Consider the following 16,869-nt stretch of genomic DNA (forward strand, 5'->3'; position numbering starts at 1 on the left):
TCTGTAAATCATCAACTCCCCAGGAGGATATGAATAAACCCGCCCCACCCTTTCGGCTGAGAAACGAGAAACCGGGTTTTTTGACCTCCGCCTGAGAAACCCGGTTTCTTTGAGAAACCGGGTTTCTTGACTTCTTGACCTCTGTAAATCATCAACTCCCCAGGAGGATATGAATAAACCCGCCCCACCCTTTCGGCTGAGAAACGAGAAACCGGGTTTTTTGACCTCCGCCTGAGAAACCCGGTTTCTTTGAGAAACCGGGTTTCTTGACCTCGGCGATAATAATTAATTATTAATTATTAATTATTAATTATTAATTGTAGAGGTTGGTCGTGATTGACAGAAATATCGAATTATGTTATGGCTATAGGGAGATAGATGTATAACCTCATAGCAATACCAGCTAAAGACATTCACTTATGTCAAGCCCCACCGTCAGCCGGAACTGGAAACCGATAATCAAAGAATTTGCCGCCGTTGTAGGTAAGCGGGGGGTGATTCAGCGACGGGAAGAACTCCTAGTTTATGAATGTGATGGACTAACCAGTTATCGCCAACGTCCCGCTTTGGTGGTCCTTCCCCGCACTACAGAAGAAGTCGCAGCAGCAGTGAAAATATGCGATCGCCATAATATACCCTGGGTAGCGCGAGGGGCGGGAACTGGACTATCAGGAGGTGCATTACCTGTAACTGATTGCGTGATGATTGTCACCGCCTTAATGCGCCAAATTCTGAAAGTAGACCTGGAAAACCAGCAGGTCGTCGTACAACCTGGCGTGATTAATAACTGGGTAACTCAAACCGTCAGCGGTTCAGGATTTTACTACGCCCCCGACCCCTCCAGCCAGATTATCTGTTCCATTGGTGGTAATGTCGCTGAAAATTCCGGTGGTGTTCACTGCTTGAAATATGGAGTCACCACTAACCACGTCCTCGGCTTAAAAATCGTTACCCCTGACGGGTCTATCGTCGATATAGGCGGTTCAATTCCCGAAATGCCAGGATATGACCTGACGGGTTTATTTGTGGGGTCAGAAGGGACCCTAGGCGTGGCTACCGAAATCACCCTCAGAATTCTTAAAGCCCCCGAATCGATTTGTGTGCTGTTGGCAGACTTTGCTACCATTGAAGAAGCTGGGCAATCGGTATCTGATATTATCGGGGCGGGGATTATTCCTGGTGGTATGGAAATTATGGATAATCTCAGTATTAATGCCGTGGAAGATGTCGTTAATACCGGATTATATCCCCGAGATGCTGGGGCGATTTTATTGGTGGAATTAGATGGTTTGCAGGTGGAGGTAGACCGCAATAAACAGCGGGTGGCAGAGATTTGTAAACAAAATGGCGCGCGGAATATTACTACCGCCAATGAACCCGAAAAACGCTTGAAAATGTGGAAGGGTCGGAAGGCGGCATTTGCGGCGGCGGGTCATATTAGCCCCGATTATTATGTCCAAGATGGGGTGATTCCTCGGACTCAGATGGCTTATGTATTGAAAGAAATTGCCGCTTTGAGCGAAAAGTATGGCTATCGCATTGCCAATGTCTTTCATGCGGGAGATGGGAATTTACATCCTTTGATTCTCTATGATAATTCGGTGGAAGGTGCGTTAGAAACCGTCGAAGAAATTGGCGGCGAAATTTTGAAAATCTGTGTTGATGTGGGGGGGAGTTTGTCCGGGGAACACGGTATTGGGGAAGATAAAAAGTGTTATATGAATCAGATGTTTAATGAACAGGATTTGGAAACTATGCAATGGGTGCGATCGGTTTTTAATTCTAAGGGTTTGGCTAATCCTGGTAAAATGTTCCCTACACCTCGCACCTGTGGAGAATCCGCTAAAGTTCAGAATGTTAAGAAGTTTGATGGGGCTGAGGTTTTTTAAGACCTAACACAATTTGGTTACTGTGTCAAGGCAACTTAACAAATCTTAACTATCGGCAAGGGTGGGACTCAACCGACCCGGATAATCATCTTCCCACCTATAGCTAATCTGGGAGGTTGCGCGATCGCCTGATCTGACCTAGGATAAAATCAGAATGCCCAACCTAGATAATCTCAATTAATTGCCTTTACCATGACTCATTCTGCCCCTGATGCTGATATCTGGCCGCAACTTCTCCAACAACTCCTAGATCATCAGTCCCTTTCCACCGACCAAGCCTCAATGTTAATGGAAGGATGGCTGAGTGAGTCTATCCCCCCTGTCTTATCCGGGGCGATTTTAGTGGCTCTGCAAACCAAAGGAGTATCTGGGGAAGAATTGGCGGGAATGGCGAAAGTATTACAAGCGCAGTCCCAATCAGGAAATTTACCCACCCCCAGCGCAGATGGTTTGAAATCTAAATTTTCCCTAATCGATACCTGTGGAACCGGGGGAGATGGGGCATCGACGTTTAATATTTCTACTGCTGTGGCGTTTGTGTGCGCCGCCGCTGGGGTTCCGGTAGCTAAACATGGGAATCGTTCGGCTTCGAGTAAAGTTGGCTCTGCGGACGTATTAGAGGGGTTAGGAGTGAATTTAGGAGCGCCCCTAGAAAAGGTGAGGGCGGCGGTTGAACAGGTGGGGATTACTTTCCTATTTGCACCGGGTTGGCATCCGGCTATGAAGGCGGTAGCGCCGTTACGTCGAACTCTGAAGGTGCGGACGGTATTTAATCTTTTGGGACCTTTGGTTAATCCTCTGCGTCCGGTAGGGCAAGTTATTGGGGTGTTTGATCCGAGTGTTTTGGATGCGATCGCCCAAGCCCTAGGACATCTTAACATAGAAAGGGCTATTGTCCTCCATGGACGGGAGGGTTTAGACGAGGCGGGTTTAGCGGATGGTACGGATTTAGCTATTCTATCTGAGGGTAAGGTAATGCGATCGCTCCTGAACCCAGAAGATTTAGGCATCAACGCCGCCCCTATTAGCGCCCTGAAGGGGGGAGAACTTGCCGACAATATGGAAATTTTAACCCAGGTGCTACAAGGGAAAGGAACGACCCCCCAACAAGATGCTGTGGCGCTCAATAGTTCCCTAGCTTTACAGGTGGCTGGAGTAGTTCCACTCCAGGAACATCACCAAGGCTATAGCCTGGCGCTGGATATCCTCCAAAGTGGGGCGGCGTGGTCGAAATTACAGGAGTTGATCAAGTTCCTGAACTAGCTTTAAATAAGGCGATCGCTCCTAAATGGTAGGTTTAAATGGTGCGATCGCTCCTAAATGGTAGGTTTAAATGGTGCGATCGCTTTGGGCAGGTTATCACCGAGAATTATCAGGATCCGACAGGCGTTTATAGACCTCCGACAGTAACCATTCCGAAACGACATTTTGAAAAGCATTGTCATTCATATAACGAGCGAAAATATTTTCATTTTGATCTACACGCTCCACAAAAAGAGACTCCACAATTTTCTCAAACAGTAAACCAAATTTATTCACCGAATTGACTTGGGCTGCTTGTTGCAGTGCTTCCGTGTTGACAGCCGCTTCAACAATTTGGTCAAAGAATAGTTGGTCAGCTTGATTAAAGTCAGTACCAAAGCGGTTATTCAAAACATCAATTAACTGTGACAGCTTCACAGAATTTTCCCGCAAAATTCCTGTGCCAACTGCTGGGTAGCCATCTTGAGGAATTGTCTCTCCTTTTTTTAGTTGAATTGAGCCTTCACTGTCATCCAGACTTCTTCCGTATAAACCGTAAAATGAACCAAAGTTCTCCGTTTAAACTCAAAAATAATCTCGTGAGGATCGCGATCTTGGCGATATTGTTGTTTCCCCTGTTCTACCGTTTGTCCGGTTAGGGGATTTTTCAGTTCTATGGTGACAATGGGGATACCATTGAGACTGAGGGTAATATCGAGTTTATTTCGATTTCTCGTGCTATATTGAAGTTGACGGGTAATCCCAAGTTGATTGGCTTGGTAGCAGCGTTCTAAGTCAGAATTGAGGCTGTGGGCAGCTTTAAAATAGGCAATTCGCAGCGTGCGACCATAGCATTTAAAACCGTGACGCAGGGTGTGCAGTGAACCGTAGGTATCCATCCATTTACACAGGTCGGTAATGATTTGATTACCCGTGTTTTCTCCGTGTAACGCTTCTAATTTTGCCCATGCTTTCGGTTGGGTTTGACGGATAAAGTTAAGGGCAATATCTGGGAAAATGGCTAGATTTTTGTCAAATGGGGTTATGGGTTTGATATAACCGTATGTTAGAAAATAGTCTTCTATCACTTCCTCGAAGGCTAGTTCTTTTTTTGGATCAACAAAATTGCTAGAGTTCATAGGTGAATTGCCTTTTAGATATAGGGCAAGATTTTTTGAACTTAATTGATTAAAAGATAAACGGGTTATACCAGTTGTTTGGCAATTTGTTCAATCACGAAGCAAAACTGAGCAAATTTTCCCTCTGCATTCTTTTGGGAATATAAGCCATTAGCAATTTCCTTGATGTCTGATTCATCTAATTCAGTATCGGGAGGGAATATGGCTTCATCAATAGCTGCCCTTCTTAAATCTATCAATCGCTCATGATTTAACACTAATTTTTCAATCGTTATTTGTGCCGCCGTGTCTTGATGATTTGTAGCTTCGACTTTCCCAGAATTATCAAACTTGAATCTGTCTTCACAATCCGACTCTAACGGTGTTACAAAATTGTCCAGTTCATACCAATTGTCTTTAGCGTGCGCTCCAAAAGGACATTTCTTGCTATTCTTCTTGCTTTTTTTGCTAGGTTGATTAACTTCATCATCTTGAGACTTATAATTTCTACCGGGATAAGCCGTTACAAGATTCAAATAGTTGACATCTTCATAATTTTTCTCGTCCCGACATATAGAATAAGGCTTGAGGTGTTCAATGTGGGAAGTATCTGTATCAATCAAGATACCTGTATAACAACATAGAAAGCCTTGCTCTCCCAGTAGATGATCTTTTAAATCCCTTTTGACATCGCTTGGCACGTCATTATAGTAGTCGCAACCCAGGCGATTTCCTTCTTGATCATATTGATTGTTAAACCAGGAACGTAATTTTTCAGGTTCTTGTTCTTTTTTGATGTATTTCATCTATTTACCTAATCGGCTGATCCGATCAATGCGAGTTTGCAGGCGTACCAATTCGGGAAATTCTCCTAATTGGCGGAGACTATTTATTTTTTCAGTTGCTTCTGAAAAATTCTTGTCAGCAATCAATGATTCAACGTCCTCTAATTTTTTCTGGGTGTCCATATCACGCTCAGGAGTTTCCATAAGAAAGCGTAAAATCCAATTACTATCCATACCCAAGGATTGGTCGGGAATATAGGGTTGTTTATCTTGGTCTAAAATAATAATATTTTCTGGTTTGACTTCTCCAATCATTTGCGGTGAATGAGTGGTGGCAATAAATTGGCAGTTGGGAAAGATTTCTGTCAGCTTATGGACAACCATGCGTTGCCACTGTGGATGTAAATGCAAGTCCAATTCGTCAATTAAGACAACGGCTTTTCCATCCTGTACAGGATTTTCGAGTTCGGGATTTGCCTGCAACAGCCGTTGTACTAGGTCAAGTATCAATGCTAAAATACCCCGTTCGCCGTCTGAAAGCTGATTAATATTTAGTGTTACCCCGTTTTTGTCAAGTAGCAAGGTTGGTTTTTTGTAGGTGTCCGAGGCTGGAACAGCACGAACATTATTACACCAATCTAAAAAGCAGGTGACGGCATCGTTTAAAGCATCAATGCGACCCTGGGTTAACTGAGGTTTTTCGTCTAAAAGTTCCTCTTGGACTAACCACCAATCTATAAATTCCCGAAGACGTAGCATTCTAGGAATGAGTGCGTCAACAAAAGCCGCAGATTGATTACCTAAACTTCGATTAGGATTTAAGTCTTGTTCTGTAACTATTGAGCGCCGGGTTGCACAATATACAACGAGGGGTTGATTTGGATCATCTTTTATAAGTCCTAAAATTTGGTAACCGTCAGGTTTAAGTTCCTGTTCATGGCGTTTTCCCCGGCTAACTTTACATCGAAAAGGGATTCCTGATATATCCACATTTATTTCAACCTTTAATTCAGTTTTGCCAATCATAATATCATCGATATTAAAATTAATCCGTCTCTCTTGACAATCTGTCAATTCAGGGAGGATTCTTGAGAAGGCAATCCGCAAGGCATCCAAGACACTAGATTTGCCGACTCCATTAATACCAACAATCAAGTTCATTCCTGGCTGAAATTCAAATTCTGCCTGTTCAAAGCCCCGAAAATTAGTGATTTTAAGATGGTTGATTTGCATAAGTTACTCCTTGAGTTTAACTAATTTTAAGTTGTCCGGTGACTGCTGCTGTTATCAATGAGGTGCGACGTTCTTGCAACAAATCCATCGTTTTTTTTGTAGCTATGCTAAGATTATCTAATTTTTTAGTTTTTTCCATCAAGTATTTACCGATTTTGTATTGTTCTTCTAATGGAGGAACAGGCAATAAAATTTGGAAAAATTCTTCAGGGTAAAGGCGTAAACGAGATATCCAAACACCTTTTGAATAACGAATTGCTTCTTCAGCAAAAATAGGAATCCTTACTAAATAATCTAAATAAACTGGATGATATTCTCCCTGTGGGCGATAAACATGATAAGAAGGACTGACAATACCAGGTTGAAAAGATACTCCCATTGCACCCATCCACGCCCACAGAGTATTAATTATTAAATCACCTGATTGGCAGACCTTATACCCTTCCATACTTTCAGCCTTAAACATATTTACATCTTTTTCTGACCGAGGTGTGATACCTGTTATATGAGAAACTGTTAGTAATTCTTCTTGTCCTGTAGTTGAACGATCATCTATTTCTTTAAATAACCATTTAGCAAACTCTACTTTCCAATGTTTAGGAATTTCTCCTATCCACTCAACACCAGAATCACGCATCGGAACATCAGGATTTAACCCACGAGTGACAGCATGGGTGATGAGGGCGCGACGTTTTTCGTCTAATAATTCCAATAATCGTTTTTTGGCTTCAATGAGTTGGTCGATTTTAGCCGTTTCTTTATCGAGATAATGTGCGATCGCTTTTTGTTCAGGCATGGGTGGAAGTAGAACAGGAAAATTGCCAAAAGCATTCCATGTAAGATGTTGCATGGTCGAGCCATGAGCTTTGTGTTCTAACTCTTTAATAAACCAACTAGCTAACCATACGAAATATTCCTCAAATACTAACTTTGTATTAATTTCTACCTTAAAAATATGTTGATTCAGCCAAGCATCTTCGCCCAACCATTTATAGACTCCTAGGGAAGCAGACCAAGAAATCAAAATATCTCCTTTATGAACTAAATATGCTTCTGAAATTTCTCCTTCATAGCGATTAAAATCAGCATTAGGATTAGATAAATTTTGAATTCTTAAAATAGGTTTTCCTTGAAAACTCCAATTATCAGGCTTAAAGGGATAACCATTAATATAATTACCTAAATATTTTACATAGCTCTTTTTCCATCCTAATGGCATAGAGCTGAGATCATGATAGTTAGTTGCAGTTTTAATAAAATTCATTTTTATACAGTAACCTCTCTCAACAACTTAATAATCTCCTGTTCCATCTGTTTAATGTCTGCATCGATTTCGGCTAATGGACGAGGCGGCGTGTACTTGTAAAAATAGCGATTGAAATTAATTTCATAAGCACTTTTAATTTTAGTGCCATCTGCCCAAGCATCAGAAACATGGGGTTCAACTTCCTCCAGAAAATAACGGGTCACTTCATCTTGTAGATTAACATTTTCAAAATCCCGCAGCGTTGAGTCTGGCTCATACATCCGTTCAATTTTTTTACCAGCCACTGGGAACCAACCCCAAACCCGGGCATAAGGTTCATCCTTAGCCTTCTGCTCTTTTAAAATCACGGGTTCTGCCTCCGGTTCTCGTTCCGTAAAAACATCTCGAAATAGCTTTTTTTCCGCCTTTTTCCAACGACTACCCCGCTGTTTTAATAAATCCTTCATTAACCGATCAAACTCATTCCAATCAGGACGAGGTTCGCGCCCTAATTGTTTGTCTATCGCTTTTACATCATCTAATAAATGGGGAACCGCATCGAGAAAACGAAGTTTCCGGTCTACATCCATTTGATACAGTAAACGCAGGGGGCGCTCAATGGGAACTCGGTGATAACCAAAATCCTCATTGGCAAAAATTTTGCTGGTTTCTGTCTCTATAAAATGCCCATATTCCTGCACGACAATGGCGATATCTTCCTCACCCATATAACGGCGTTTATCCCCTAAACTCCGTCGCATCGGTTGCCAGCGTTGACGGGCATCAATCAGTTGAATTTTGCCTTTACGGTGTTTCTGCTTTCGGTTGGTGACAATCCAAAGATAAGTTCCAATACCCGTATTATAAAACATCTGTTCCGGTAAGGCGACGATCGCCTCTAACCAATCGCTTTCAATAATCCATTTGCGGATTTCACTTTCACCGCTTCCCGCACCCCCGGTAAATAAAGGAGAACCATTAAAGACGATCGCCAGACGAGAACCCTTTTTATCACTGTCTGGTTGATAGGGTTCAAATTTGCTAATCTGATGCTGTAAAAACAACAGGGAACCGTCATTAACCCTGGGCAAACCGGCCCCAAAACGTCCCGCAAAACCTAACTTTTCATGCTCTCGTTTTACCTCCTTTTGCTGTTTCTTCCAATACACACGAAAGGGAGGATTTGCCAAAAAATAATCAAAGGTTTCGCCGGAGTATTGATCGTCAGTTAGGGAGTCTCCAAACTGAATCGCGCTTTGTTCGTTGTCTTTGATCAATAAATCCGAAGCGGCGATCGCATAGGCACGGGGATTAAAATCCTGCCCAAAAACATAGAGTTGTGCATCTTTGTTATTTTTTCGTAGGTAGTTTTGGGCTTCCGATAACATCCCCCCCGTACCACAAGCGGGGTCGAGCAATTTACGAATAACGGGTTGGGTCAAAATATCATCATCCGGGTCGAATAAAATATCAACCATTAAGCCGATGACTTCCCGTGGCGTAAAGTGATCTCCTGCGGTTTCATTGGCCAGTTCATTGAAACGGCGGATTAAATCTTCAAAAATCGACCCCATTGCAATGTTATCCACCTGGTTCGGGTGTAAATTAACATCACAAAACTTGGAGACGACTAAATAAAGGATATTCGCCTCATTCATTTTTTCAATTTCGGCGGTGAACTCGAAGCGTTCAAAAATCTCCCGGATATTTTGGGAAAAACTATTGATATAGCTCACCAAATGTTGATCAAGGTTATTAGGATCGCCCTTGAGCTTTTCAAAGGTAAATTCAGAACGATTGTGAAAGCGTTGCCCTGCTGCTGTATCAAGCATGGAGTCAAGGGCTTTATCTTGGAGTCGATCCTTATATTGCTGATATTTATCTAAAACATTCTGTTTGGTGGGTGCAAGTACACAGTCAAAACGACGCAAAACTGTCATGGGTAACATGACCCGCTCATATTGTGGCGGTCGATAGGGTCCCCGCAACAGATCGGCAATTTGCCAAATGAAGTTAGAAAGTTGGTGATGATCTACGGTTGTGTTTTTGGGCTGGATCATCACTGTCTCCTCTGCGATCTTATGAATAACTCAATCTCTAATCTTTAAATAAAATTCAAACTCTAAACCTTAAAATTGTATAAAGGACATTTTATAAAACCCAGAGGGCGATTAACTCGGGCAGCGGGCCACCCATTGAGTCCGCCAGACTGAGAGCGATCGCCTTGAGTTTTTAGATATGATGATGGCAGATCACATAATCTGAAAAGCAATAGGGGATATCCTGAACTAGGTTAAATAGTAGCTTTAAATGGTGCGATCGCTCCAATTTACCGACTAACAGTTTATCATCGCATCCCTCTCCCCCCCTGAGATTCGGATTTAGGGAGAGGGTAATGTTTTAAGTCACTTCCCGGCTGTATCTACCACAGCAAATTATTATTATTAGAAAGCGATTCAACCTCCCGTTGAAGTTCATCAACAGATTGCTGAAGAAAATCAAAATTTTCTAGAGATATACCTCCTCCAGTCAGACTTTTAGAAGCCACTTCTTTTAAGCCATTCATACAGCGATTGATATCCACGACAAATTCACCACGAGTAGCCACACGACGGGGTCTAAAGGTGCCGTCCTGAAAGGCTCCCATGCAGCCATATTGACTCACGAATTGAATAGCTTTATAAGCTGGGTCATTAGGGCTAATCTCAAAGAATTGTTGATAGTCTACTCCTCTCAAAGTATCAGCATTTGGATAAGTAACCGCACTGGCAAATTCTGAGGGGTTGGCGGGAGGAAAACGCAGGTCATTTTTTAATCTATATTGTCCTTTCTGTTCCTGTGCATCGATAAAATCATTGATTTTAATTCCCAAACGTACATCAAAACATTGAGGGCGCTGATTATCCTTGCCTTCTCCATGCACGCCGATCACTTCTCCGCGATCATTGAAGACAGGACCACCACTCATACCCCTGGCTGTCTCAGCCGTATAACATAAATTATAATTGCCATTCGGATCAGCAGGGTCAAGAATTTGTTGAAGTTCTCCAGCTCTCAAAACACGGGTTCGATCTTGGGATGGGTTGCTTGGTAAAGGCCAACCTGAAACAAACACAGGTGTTCCAACTTTAGTTGTGTTGGCATCTCCAACTACTGCAACGGGATAATTTGTATTGCTTTCAAAACTCATTAAAGCTAAATCATAACCATCCACCGTTTGTTTCTGATGATTATATTTCCCAAAGTGGGTTACTGCATCCTTTGTGGTATCCTGTTGACCCAAATCAAGATAGGGGGGCAGCATATTTTCAACTTGATGTAAATCGCCATCGTGAGTCCGAATAAAATAATTATTACGATCTCGCACAACATGTTCATTGGTCAAAACATAGTAAGTTGCATTTCTGCGGGCTACAATTACGCCGGAACCAGCATACCTGAACTGTGCACCCTCTGCAGCACGTTGTTCCAATTTTTGACGATTTTCGATTTGCCCACCCACAAAAACTGTGACCGCCCTAGCAATTGAGTTAATGTCATTTTCGGAATAATTAGCTGCTAGGATTATCGGTTCTCTCTGGTTTTCCAAGATAGGGGAAGGGGTACTGGCATCGCTGCGAATGGTACTGATAGCAAGACAAATACAGAGGCTGGCGATCGCAGCTATTACCATGGTTGGCAAATTTTTTAGATTCAGTTTAAACATGATGTTTTCCGTAATGTTTAAATCAGTTTATCCCCAGCAAATATTAAAAAACGTCTGGCTAATTAACTGGGGTAGAGCTTCGCCGTTGATTGACTTGTTGTTGTAAGGCATCAATCCTATTTTGCAAAGCAGCCACTTGGGATTTAGTTATCCCATGCGTTCCGCTGGTTGTTAGATTTTGCTCCAATGAATTCATGCAGGAACTCAGATAGACTGCTAGTTCAAAGCGAGTTAAGGCTCTATTGCCTCTAAAGGTTCCATCCGGGAAGGTGCTAAAGCAATCATAACGCTCAATTAGAGATTGTAAGGATTGAAAGAAGAAATCCGTAGGTTGAACATCAACAGGCAAATTTTGAGCCTGGGCTGGGGGGTTTGATGGTACAATTAGCAGCCCAAATACCGCTAGTACAACTACAAAAATTGCACCAAAGACAGCTAGTTTAAACTTGGATAATTGCGATCGCAGCATAATAGACAAGCCAAATAAGAACAGCAAAAAATCTGGATCAGCTCACATGGGAGCAAGATTCGGTTAAGGACTTCCCTGCTGTAATTCTCGTATAGACTCTTGGAGAGCTCTAACAGATTGTGCAAGTCGGTCTAAATCCTCTGGTGTGGCTAAATCGGACTGTGTACTATCTAGCTCTGATGTTTCTAATACCCTTTTGATAAAGCCTTCAAACCATTGAGCTACTTCACCTCGTCTGATTGCTCGATTACCACGAAATGTCAAATCAGGATAAGCGATCGGCATTCCTCGATCCGCTAAAGATTGAATCGCCATAAATGCCGAATCCGTGGGCTGAACATCCGATAATTGACTCACCGATGTAACATAAATTTGATCAGTGGTATGAAATTGAGTGTCCGGCTCGACCTCAGACTGTAGAGCTGAGATTGGGGCTATTGTGGCGAGAATAATTACCAACAAACTGGTCAGAACCGCTAAAAGTCCCAACCTAATATTCCAGTTGTTTTTAACCATAATTCCTGGGATGATGAATGGCTAACAGAAACTTAAATTTTCTCTGGTCATTGATTCTGAGGCATGGGTGTCGCAGGTAAAGAGGGCTGAGTCGGATCGGTGGAAAAGGGGCGACCAGTCGGCCTAGGTTCCAAGGGTCTCTGAAAGGCAGAAATTGGCACAGCCCAGCTCAAGGGCGACATATACTCATAGAGTTCCAGTGAGGGCAAAGTTCCATCGGTGAAACGAAATGTCTCAATTCCATGAATCGTGACCCTCCCACGTCCGTGAATCCCAATCAGTTCACCATCAGCATTCAAGACCGGCCCACCACTCATGCCTTCACTGGTGGCATTAGTATAGGCAAGCTGATAGCCACGTTGCAAGGTCGGACCCGATAACCGCATGGATAGATTTCCAGTTGTGAATTGAAAAGCTCTTAGTCCCCAATCATGGGTAATATGCAGACCACCATCATCTCGGGGTTGATAGTTGGGGAATCCTGCCACATAAATTGGTTTTCCAATCGAAATCTCTTCAGAATTCCCCAAAACTGCAACTTGATAATGGTTTGAGCTTGTAAACTCCACCACCGCCAAATCTAAGCCCTGCAAACCCGACATTGGCCGACGTCGCCCCAAATGGGTTTTACCATCGGGAGTCAAGATTTGATAGGTCTGATCTTGACTCCCGCTAACAACAACATGGTCGCAGGTGAGAACTTTATAGGTTCCCCCTTGGCGGTCAATGATTACCCCAGACCCACCTCCCTGATTTTTCAAAATTCTGACCGTCACCTGTTTGGCTACCTGGAGGACAGAACTTTCGACAGATGGTGATGCGGGGCGTAAAGGATTTTGAACCATAGACTCAGCTATCTGGTGGTCAAAGGCTCTCAACCCGGAAGTGTTTGCTAGGACCAGTCCTGCTGCAAGCAAGAACCCGACCCAAAATTGCCAAGATTGACGGTTAGATTTAGGCATCACAATCTTAAAAAATTAAGGGGATTTGGAGTTGATAAATTGACTAAAAAACTACGGGCGGATCATTGGGAGGACGCACAGGATCGGGAGTGGTTCCAGGGTTACTATGACCCCCACCTTGCCTTCTGGCTTCCTCTAACTCCCGCTCAACCAGTTCACCAAATCTGACAGTGGTTCGACGCACGCTTTCTTGACCCGGTGTTCCTTCGCCCATAGGATTAGCCCCCATCTTGAGAAAGTTACCCAGAAACTCACCCGCACTGCGACCAGGAGAAATAGTTACTAAGAGGTTATTCGGGTTGCAAATGGAACTGCTATTATTTACCCAACAGACGACATCATAGCCATTAACGTTTCCAGTCGTTAACAACAAATCTCTCAAAAGCCCTCCATTCTGAGCCACAGCACTGGTTAAACGTTGACTGACTATCTCACAGCGATTTTGGGGTGTATAGCCACCTGCTATAAAGGCTTGACTATTCCAGGTGATCAGAGGTTTACTTTCGTGTCCGGTACTAGCTACAGCAATGGTGGCATAACCGTTTCCGACTGGAATACATCGAAAGGTGGTATTGGCAACAGCCGGTTGACTGGTGAGAGCCACGGCTGCTGAGACGGTTACACCAGCCATTGATAAGTTTAGCAATATTTTGGCTTTAGACATTATCGTTTACTCCACAACGCAACTTCCCAATCCGATGGGTTTTCCTTCAGAGTCGGGAATTAATTTTTAGGTAGAATGCAATAGTCTATAAGAATCACACCATGCAAAAAAGTTCGCCTGAATACATAATTGGATTTGGATAGAGTTCCAAATCTCTATACCTGACTACACCTCATATCCTAGCATGACATAGCTTGAATACAATAGTCCTGATCAGTAAATTTATAAAATGTTACAAACCTTCATAGTTCTTGATAAGATTATCACATTCATTAAGAATCGTTGAATCAGCTTGTATGAACAGAAATATATTTAATCACAATTTGTGTTAATGTCTTCAACTGGGTTGTGGAGGTTCCCCCCCCAGTTGATCATCCTTATAAAAATGTCTTTACAGCAGGGAAATCACTTACTTAAAACATTACCCGCACCATAAACCCTTCTTCCCCCCGGGATAGGGACGAGGGAAATTATATTGCATGATGACTGAAAGGGTTGTAAGTTTATAATCATCTGATGTAATCGCTCACATCGACATACTAAAAAATCATAAATTGTAGCTTGGGAAACCCAACCTCAGCCTACAGATAATCACCCCACAGATAATCTGAAAAGCAATAGGGGATGTGTTTAACTAGGTTGAAATGGTGCGATCGCTCAAATTCACCCACTCCCAACTACTCCCCGCCGCCTCCCACCTCAACAACTTAGGCGTATTTACAACTCACCACAGCCAAAGTCGTCACCCTCCCAGACCGCCAAAAAAGTCAGGCGGTATCAGAAGATGCTACCTGAAATCGATAAACAGACAGAACTATTGGGAAAGGTTGGCCATAATCCGGTAAGGGTGTGGGCTTTACAAAATTTTGGATATCATTTTATAAGTTTCTTATATTTTGCTGTTACTATGACACATAGACCCTGATATGCAGCCCAGTCTACCCATATAGAACTGGTATCTATAGTTTAGGGAACCAAAAGCTCTCAAGGGTTCATGCCCTTTCTGGGTGAGTAGGAGACCTAAATATCTAGTCCCTAGTGGGCTGGAAGTGGGGGCTGGGTTTTTCTTTCTGACAATCTCGGTCAGTAGCTGCGGCTATGATGGATAACTCACCTAGACTGTTTTCGGATCTGTTTAACTTTTCTTCTCAGTTGCGATCGCTCAATACGAGCCATAACGCGGGTGACTAATTCCGGGCCAATAATTGGTTTAGTAATAAAATCATCTGCGCCAGCTTCAAAAACCCTTTGGATCATATCAGAACTTTGATGTCCAGTGACCACCAAAATTGGTAACTCTTCCCAAGCCGGGTCTTGTCGGACGACCTGACACAAATCCAAACCCGTATAGGTAGGCATTTGTACGTCTAAAATTAATAAATCCGGGAGAGTTTGGGTTAGGACTTGCCAAAATTGGTTAGGTTCTCTCAAGCAAATCAGATCAAATCCCCAGGGTTTGAGGATATTTCGCAAAACTTGCAAACAGATAGGATCATCTTCTACAATCAGAATCCGAGCATCTCGGCTGGGGGGTTTGGGGAGAACTTGGGCGATCGCTTCAAAAATGTATTGAGGCGTAACGGGTTTGTGCAAAAATCGTCTAGCCCCCAAACGCGCCGACATAATACGTTCCGACAGGTTATCCTCATAAGTAAAAATCAAAATAGGAATTTCCGGGAAACGTTGTCCGATGTTCTTGAGGAAATCAAATCCTGTCAAATCTTCCTCTGACAAATGGGGGTCTAATAAAATCGCATCAGGGAGAGTTTTGGTCAGCCACTGTCTAGCATTAGTCAAAGTGGAAACCGCTTCTATATTTAAGTTCCAAGCGCCAGCTTGACCTTGTAATTGTTCCGCTAAACTTCGATCAGCATCAATCAGCAAAATTTGATTAGATGAAGCACAAATGTGGCAATATATCGGTTGAGGAGACTGGTTAATTTCATTACATAATTCCCGGATTTTGTCTTGAATTATACTGATATTTTTATGTATAAAACATAAGCCATCATCATTTCTCAAGCAGTTTTCGATATCACGGGCTAATTCCGAACCTCGTTGATAGCCAAAAGAACCCAAACTTCCTGCCAAATTATGAGCAATTTCCTGAGCCTTTTTTTGGGAAATTTCCGAGATAGAATCATCCGAATAATTAATTAAAAACAGGTTTTCTAAAAAACTTACCTCTTCGCCAAAAGAATTTTGATATTTAGCCAAAACTTCCTCAAGATTATGGGTGGATTTCGGCATTAAGGATGTTGAATTATCCAGATATTTCCCCGAATAATCTTCCGTTTCTGGGGGGGGATTTAAGCGATATCCCAAGCCATAGACAGTGGCGATAATATCTCCCATCATCCCCGCATCTTTCAGGGTTCGGCGCAGGTCTTTAATTAAATTAGTGACCGCATATTCGCTAGGTTCATTATCAAAAGACCAGAGTTGGTCGATAATATCCTGACGGCTAAAAATCCGCTGTGGATTTTTCAGAAATAGCAAAAGTAAATTATAGGCTTTGGGCTTAATATCAACGGGTTGGTTATCATAATAAACCTGTGCAGAAGTTTCATTTACCTGCAACTTTTCCCAGGTCAATTGTAATGCTGATTGTGGTAAACTTTGCCTTCTTAATAAAGCCCTAATTCTCGCCAAAAGCTGAGACGGACTGCAAGGTTTAGAAACAAAATCATCAGCGCCAGCATCTAATCCGGTAATGATATCCTCATTAAGATTGCGTACAGTTAAAAGCAAAATCGGTTTGAGAAAACCTTGCTCGCGCAATTGACGACAAATTGCTGGTCCATTGATTCCGGGAAGCATCCAGTCAAGGATAATTAAATCATAATTCCATTCTAAAGCGAGTTCCAATCCGGTATGACCATCAACCGCCAAGTCAACAATATAGTGATAGGCTTTTAACTCGTCAATCAGAGGAATAATTGCATTTCTATCATCCTCAACAATTAAAATTTTCATGAACATCTCCTACTGATGCTATCAGAAACTCTCTAACCCTGACTAACAAGATAGGAAACCGGA

At 42.6% G+C, this 16,869-nt stretch carries 13 protein-coding genes and 1 pseudogene; 2 read left to right on the top strand and 12 right to left on the bottom strand.

The features are described 5' to 3' along the window. Positions 1-419: 419 nt before the first annotated feature. Positions 420-1,889: a glycolate oxidase subunit GlcD gene (glcD, locus tag ACTIE0_RS02860; RefSeq protein WP_006623002.1), complete on the top strand. Its 1,470-nt coding sequence runs from the start codon at positions 420-422 to the stop codon at positions 1,887-1,889. A 192-nt stretch (positions 1,890-2,081) separates the two neighbouring features. Beyond that, complete coding sequence (trpD, locus tag ACTIE0_RS02865) at positions 2,082-3,152, top strand: anthranilate phosphoribosyltransferase (RefSeq protein WP_006668303.1); 1,071 nt, start codon at positions 2,082-2,084, stop codon at positions 3,150-3,152. Between the two features lie 96 nt (positions 3,153-3,248). On the opposite strand, the gene ACTIE0_RS02870 is transcribed toward trpD, so the two are convergent. The 12 genes and pseudogenes from ACTIE0_RS02870 to ACTIE0_RS02925 form a co-directional block, all read right to left on the bottom strand. Beyond that, on the bottom strand, positions 3,249-3,569 hold the full coding sequence (locus tag ACTIE0_RS02870; RefSeq protein ID WP_006668304.1) for a hypothetical protein: 321 nt from the start codon (positions 3,567-3,569) through the stop codon (positions 3,249-3,251). A 68-nt stretch (positions 3,570-3,637) separates the two neighbouring features. After that, positions 3,638-4,270, bottom strand: coding sequence for a type I restriction endonuclease (locus ACTIE0_RS02875; protein WP_006668305.1), 633 nt, complete (start codon positions 4,268-4,270; stop codon positions 3,638-3,640). A gap of 65 nt (positions 4,271-4,335) precedes the next feature. Beyond that, positions 4,336-5,055 (bottom strand): retron system putative HNH endonuclease, encoded by a 720-nt coding sequence (locus ACTIE0_RS02880; RefSeq protein WP_006668306.1) that lies wholly within the window; start codon positions 5,053-5,055, stop codon positions 4,336-4,338. Further along, positions 5,056-6,267: an AAA family ATPase gene (locus ACTIE0_RS02885; protein ID WP_006668307.1), complete on the bottom strand. Its 1,212-nt coding sequence runs from the start codon at positions 6,265-6,267 to the stop codon at positions 5,056-5,058. It abuts the gene before it with no gap. Between the two features lie 16 nt (positions 6,268-6,283). Beyond that, positions 6,284-7,531 carry a restriction endonuclease subunit S gene (locus tag ACTIE0_RS02890; RefSeq protein ID WP_006668308.1) on the bottom strand — a complete coding sequence of 416 codons (1,248 nt, stop codon included), beginning with the start codon at positions 7,529-7,531 and terminating at the stop codon, positions 6,284-6,286. A gap of 2 nt (positions 7,532-7,533) precedes the next feature. Continuing rightward, positions 7,534-9,573, bottom strand: a complete 2,040-nt coding sequence (locus ACTIE0_RS02895; RefSeq protein WP_006668309.1) for a type I restriction-modification system subunit M — start codon at positions 9,571-9,573, stop codon at positions 7,534-7,536. A 362-nt stretch (positions 9,574-9,935) separates the two neighbouring features. Continuing rightward, on the bottom strand, positions 9,936-11,219 hold the full coding sequence (locus ACTIE0_RS02900; protein ID WP_006668310.1) for a S1 family peptidase: 1,284 nt from the start codon (positions 11,217-11,219) through the stop codon (positions 9,936-9,938). 213 nt (positions 11,220-11,432) lie between these two features. Next, positions 11,433-11,559: pseudogene (locus ACTIE0_RS02905) on the bottom strand (S-layer homology domain-containing protein); the annotation flags it as partial. A gap of 192 nt (positions 11,560-11,751) precedes the next feature. Then, positions 11,752-12,204 (bottom strand): S-layer homology domain-containing protein, encoded by a 453-nt coding sequence (locus ACTIE0_RS02910; protein ID WP_006623011.1) that lies wholly within the window; start codon positions 12,202-12,204, stop codon positions 11,752-11,754. Between the two features lie 47 nt (positions 12,205-12,251). Beyond that, on the bottom strand, positions 12,252-13,166 hold the full coding sequence (locus ACTIE0_RS02915; protein WP_006668311.1) for a S1 family peptidase: 915 nt from the start codon (positions 13,164-13,166) through the stop codon (positions 12,252-12,254). A 43-nt stretch (positions 13,167-13,209) separates the two neighbouring features. Next, on the bottom strand, positions 13,210-13,830 hold the full coding sequence (locus ACTIE0_RS02920) for a COP23 domain-containing protein (protein WP_006668312.1): 621 nt from the start codon (positions 13,828-13,830) through the stop codon (positions 13,210-13,212). Between the two features lie 1,110 nt (positions 13,831-14,940). Then, the gene (locus ACTIE0_RS02925; RefSeq protein WP_006623015.1) at positions 14,941-16,806 is read right to left on the bottom strand and encodes a response regulator; all 1,866 of its coding nucleotides are present in this window, start codon (positions 16,804-16,806) and stop codon (positions 14,941-14,943) included. Between the last annotated feature and the right edge of the window lie 63 nt (positions 16,807-16,869).

The sequence above is a fragment of the Limnospira sp. genome, from assembly GCF_051859755.1.
Taxonomy (GTDB): Bacteria; Cyanobacteriota; Cyanobacteriia; order Cyanobacteriales; family Microcoleaceae; genus Limnospira; species Limnospira fusiformis.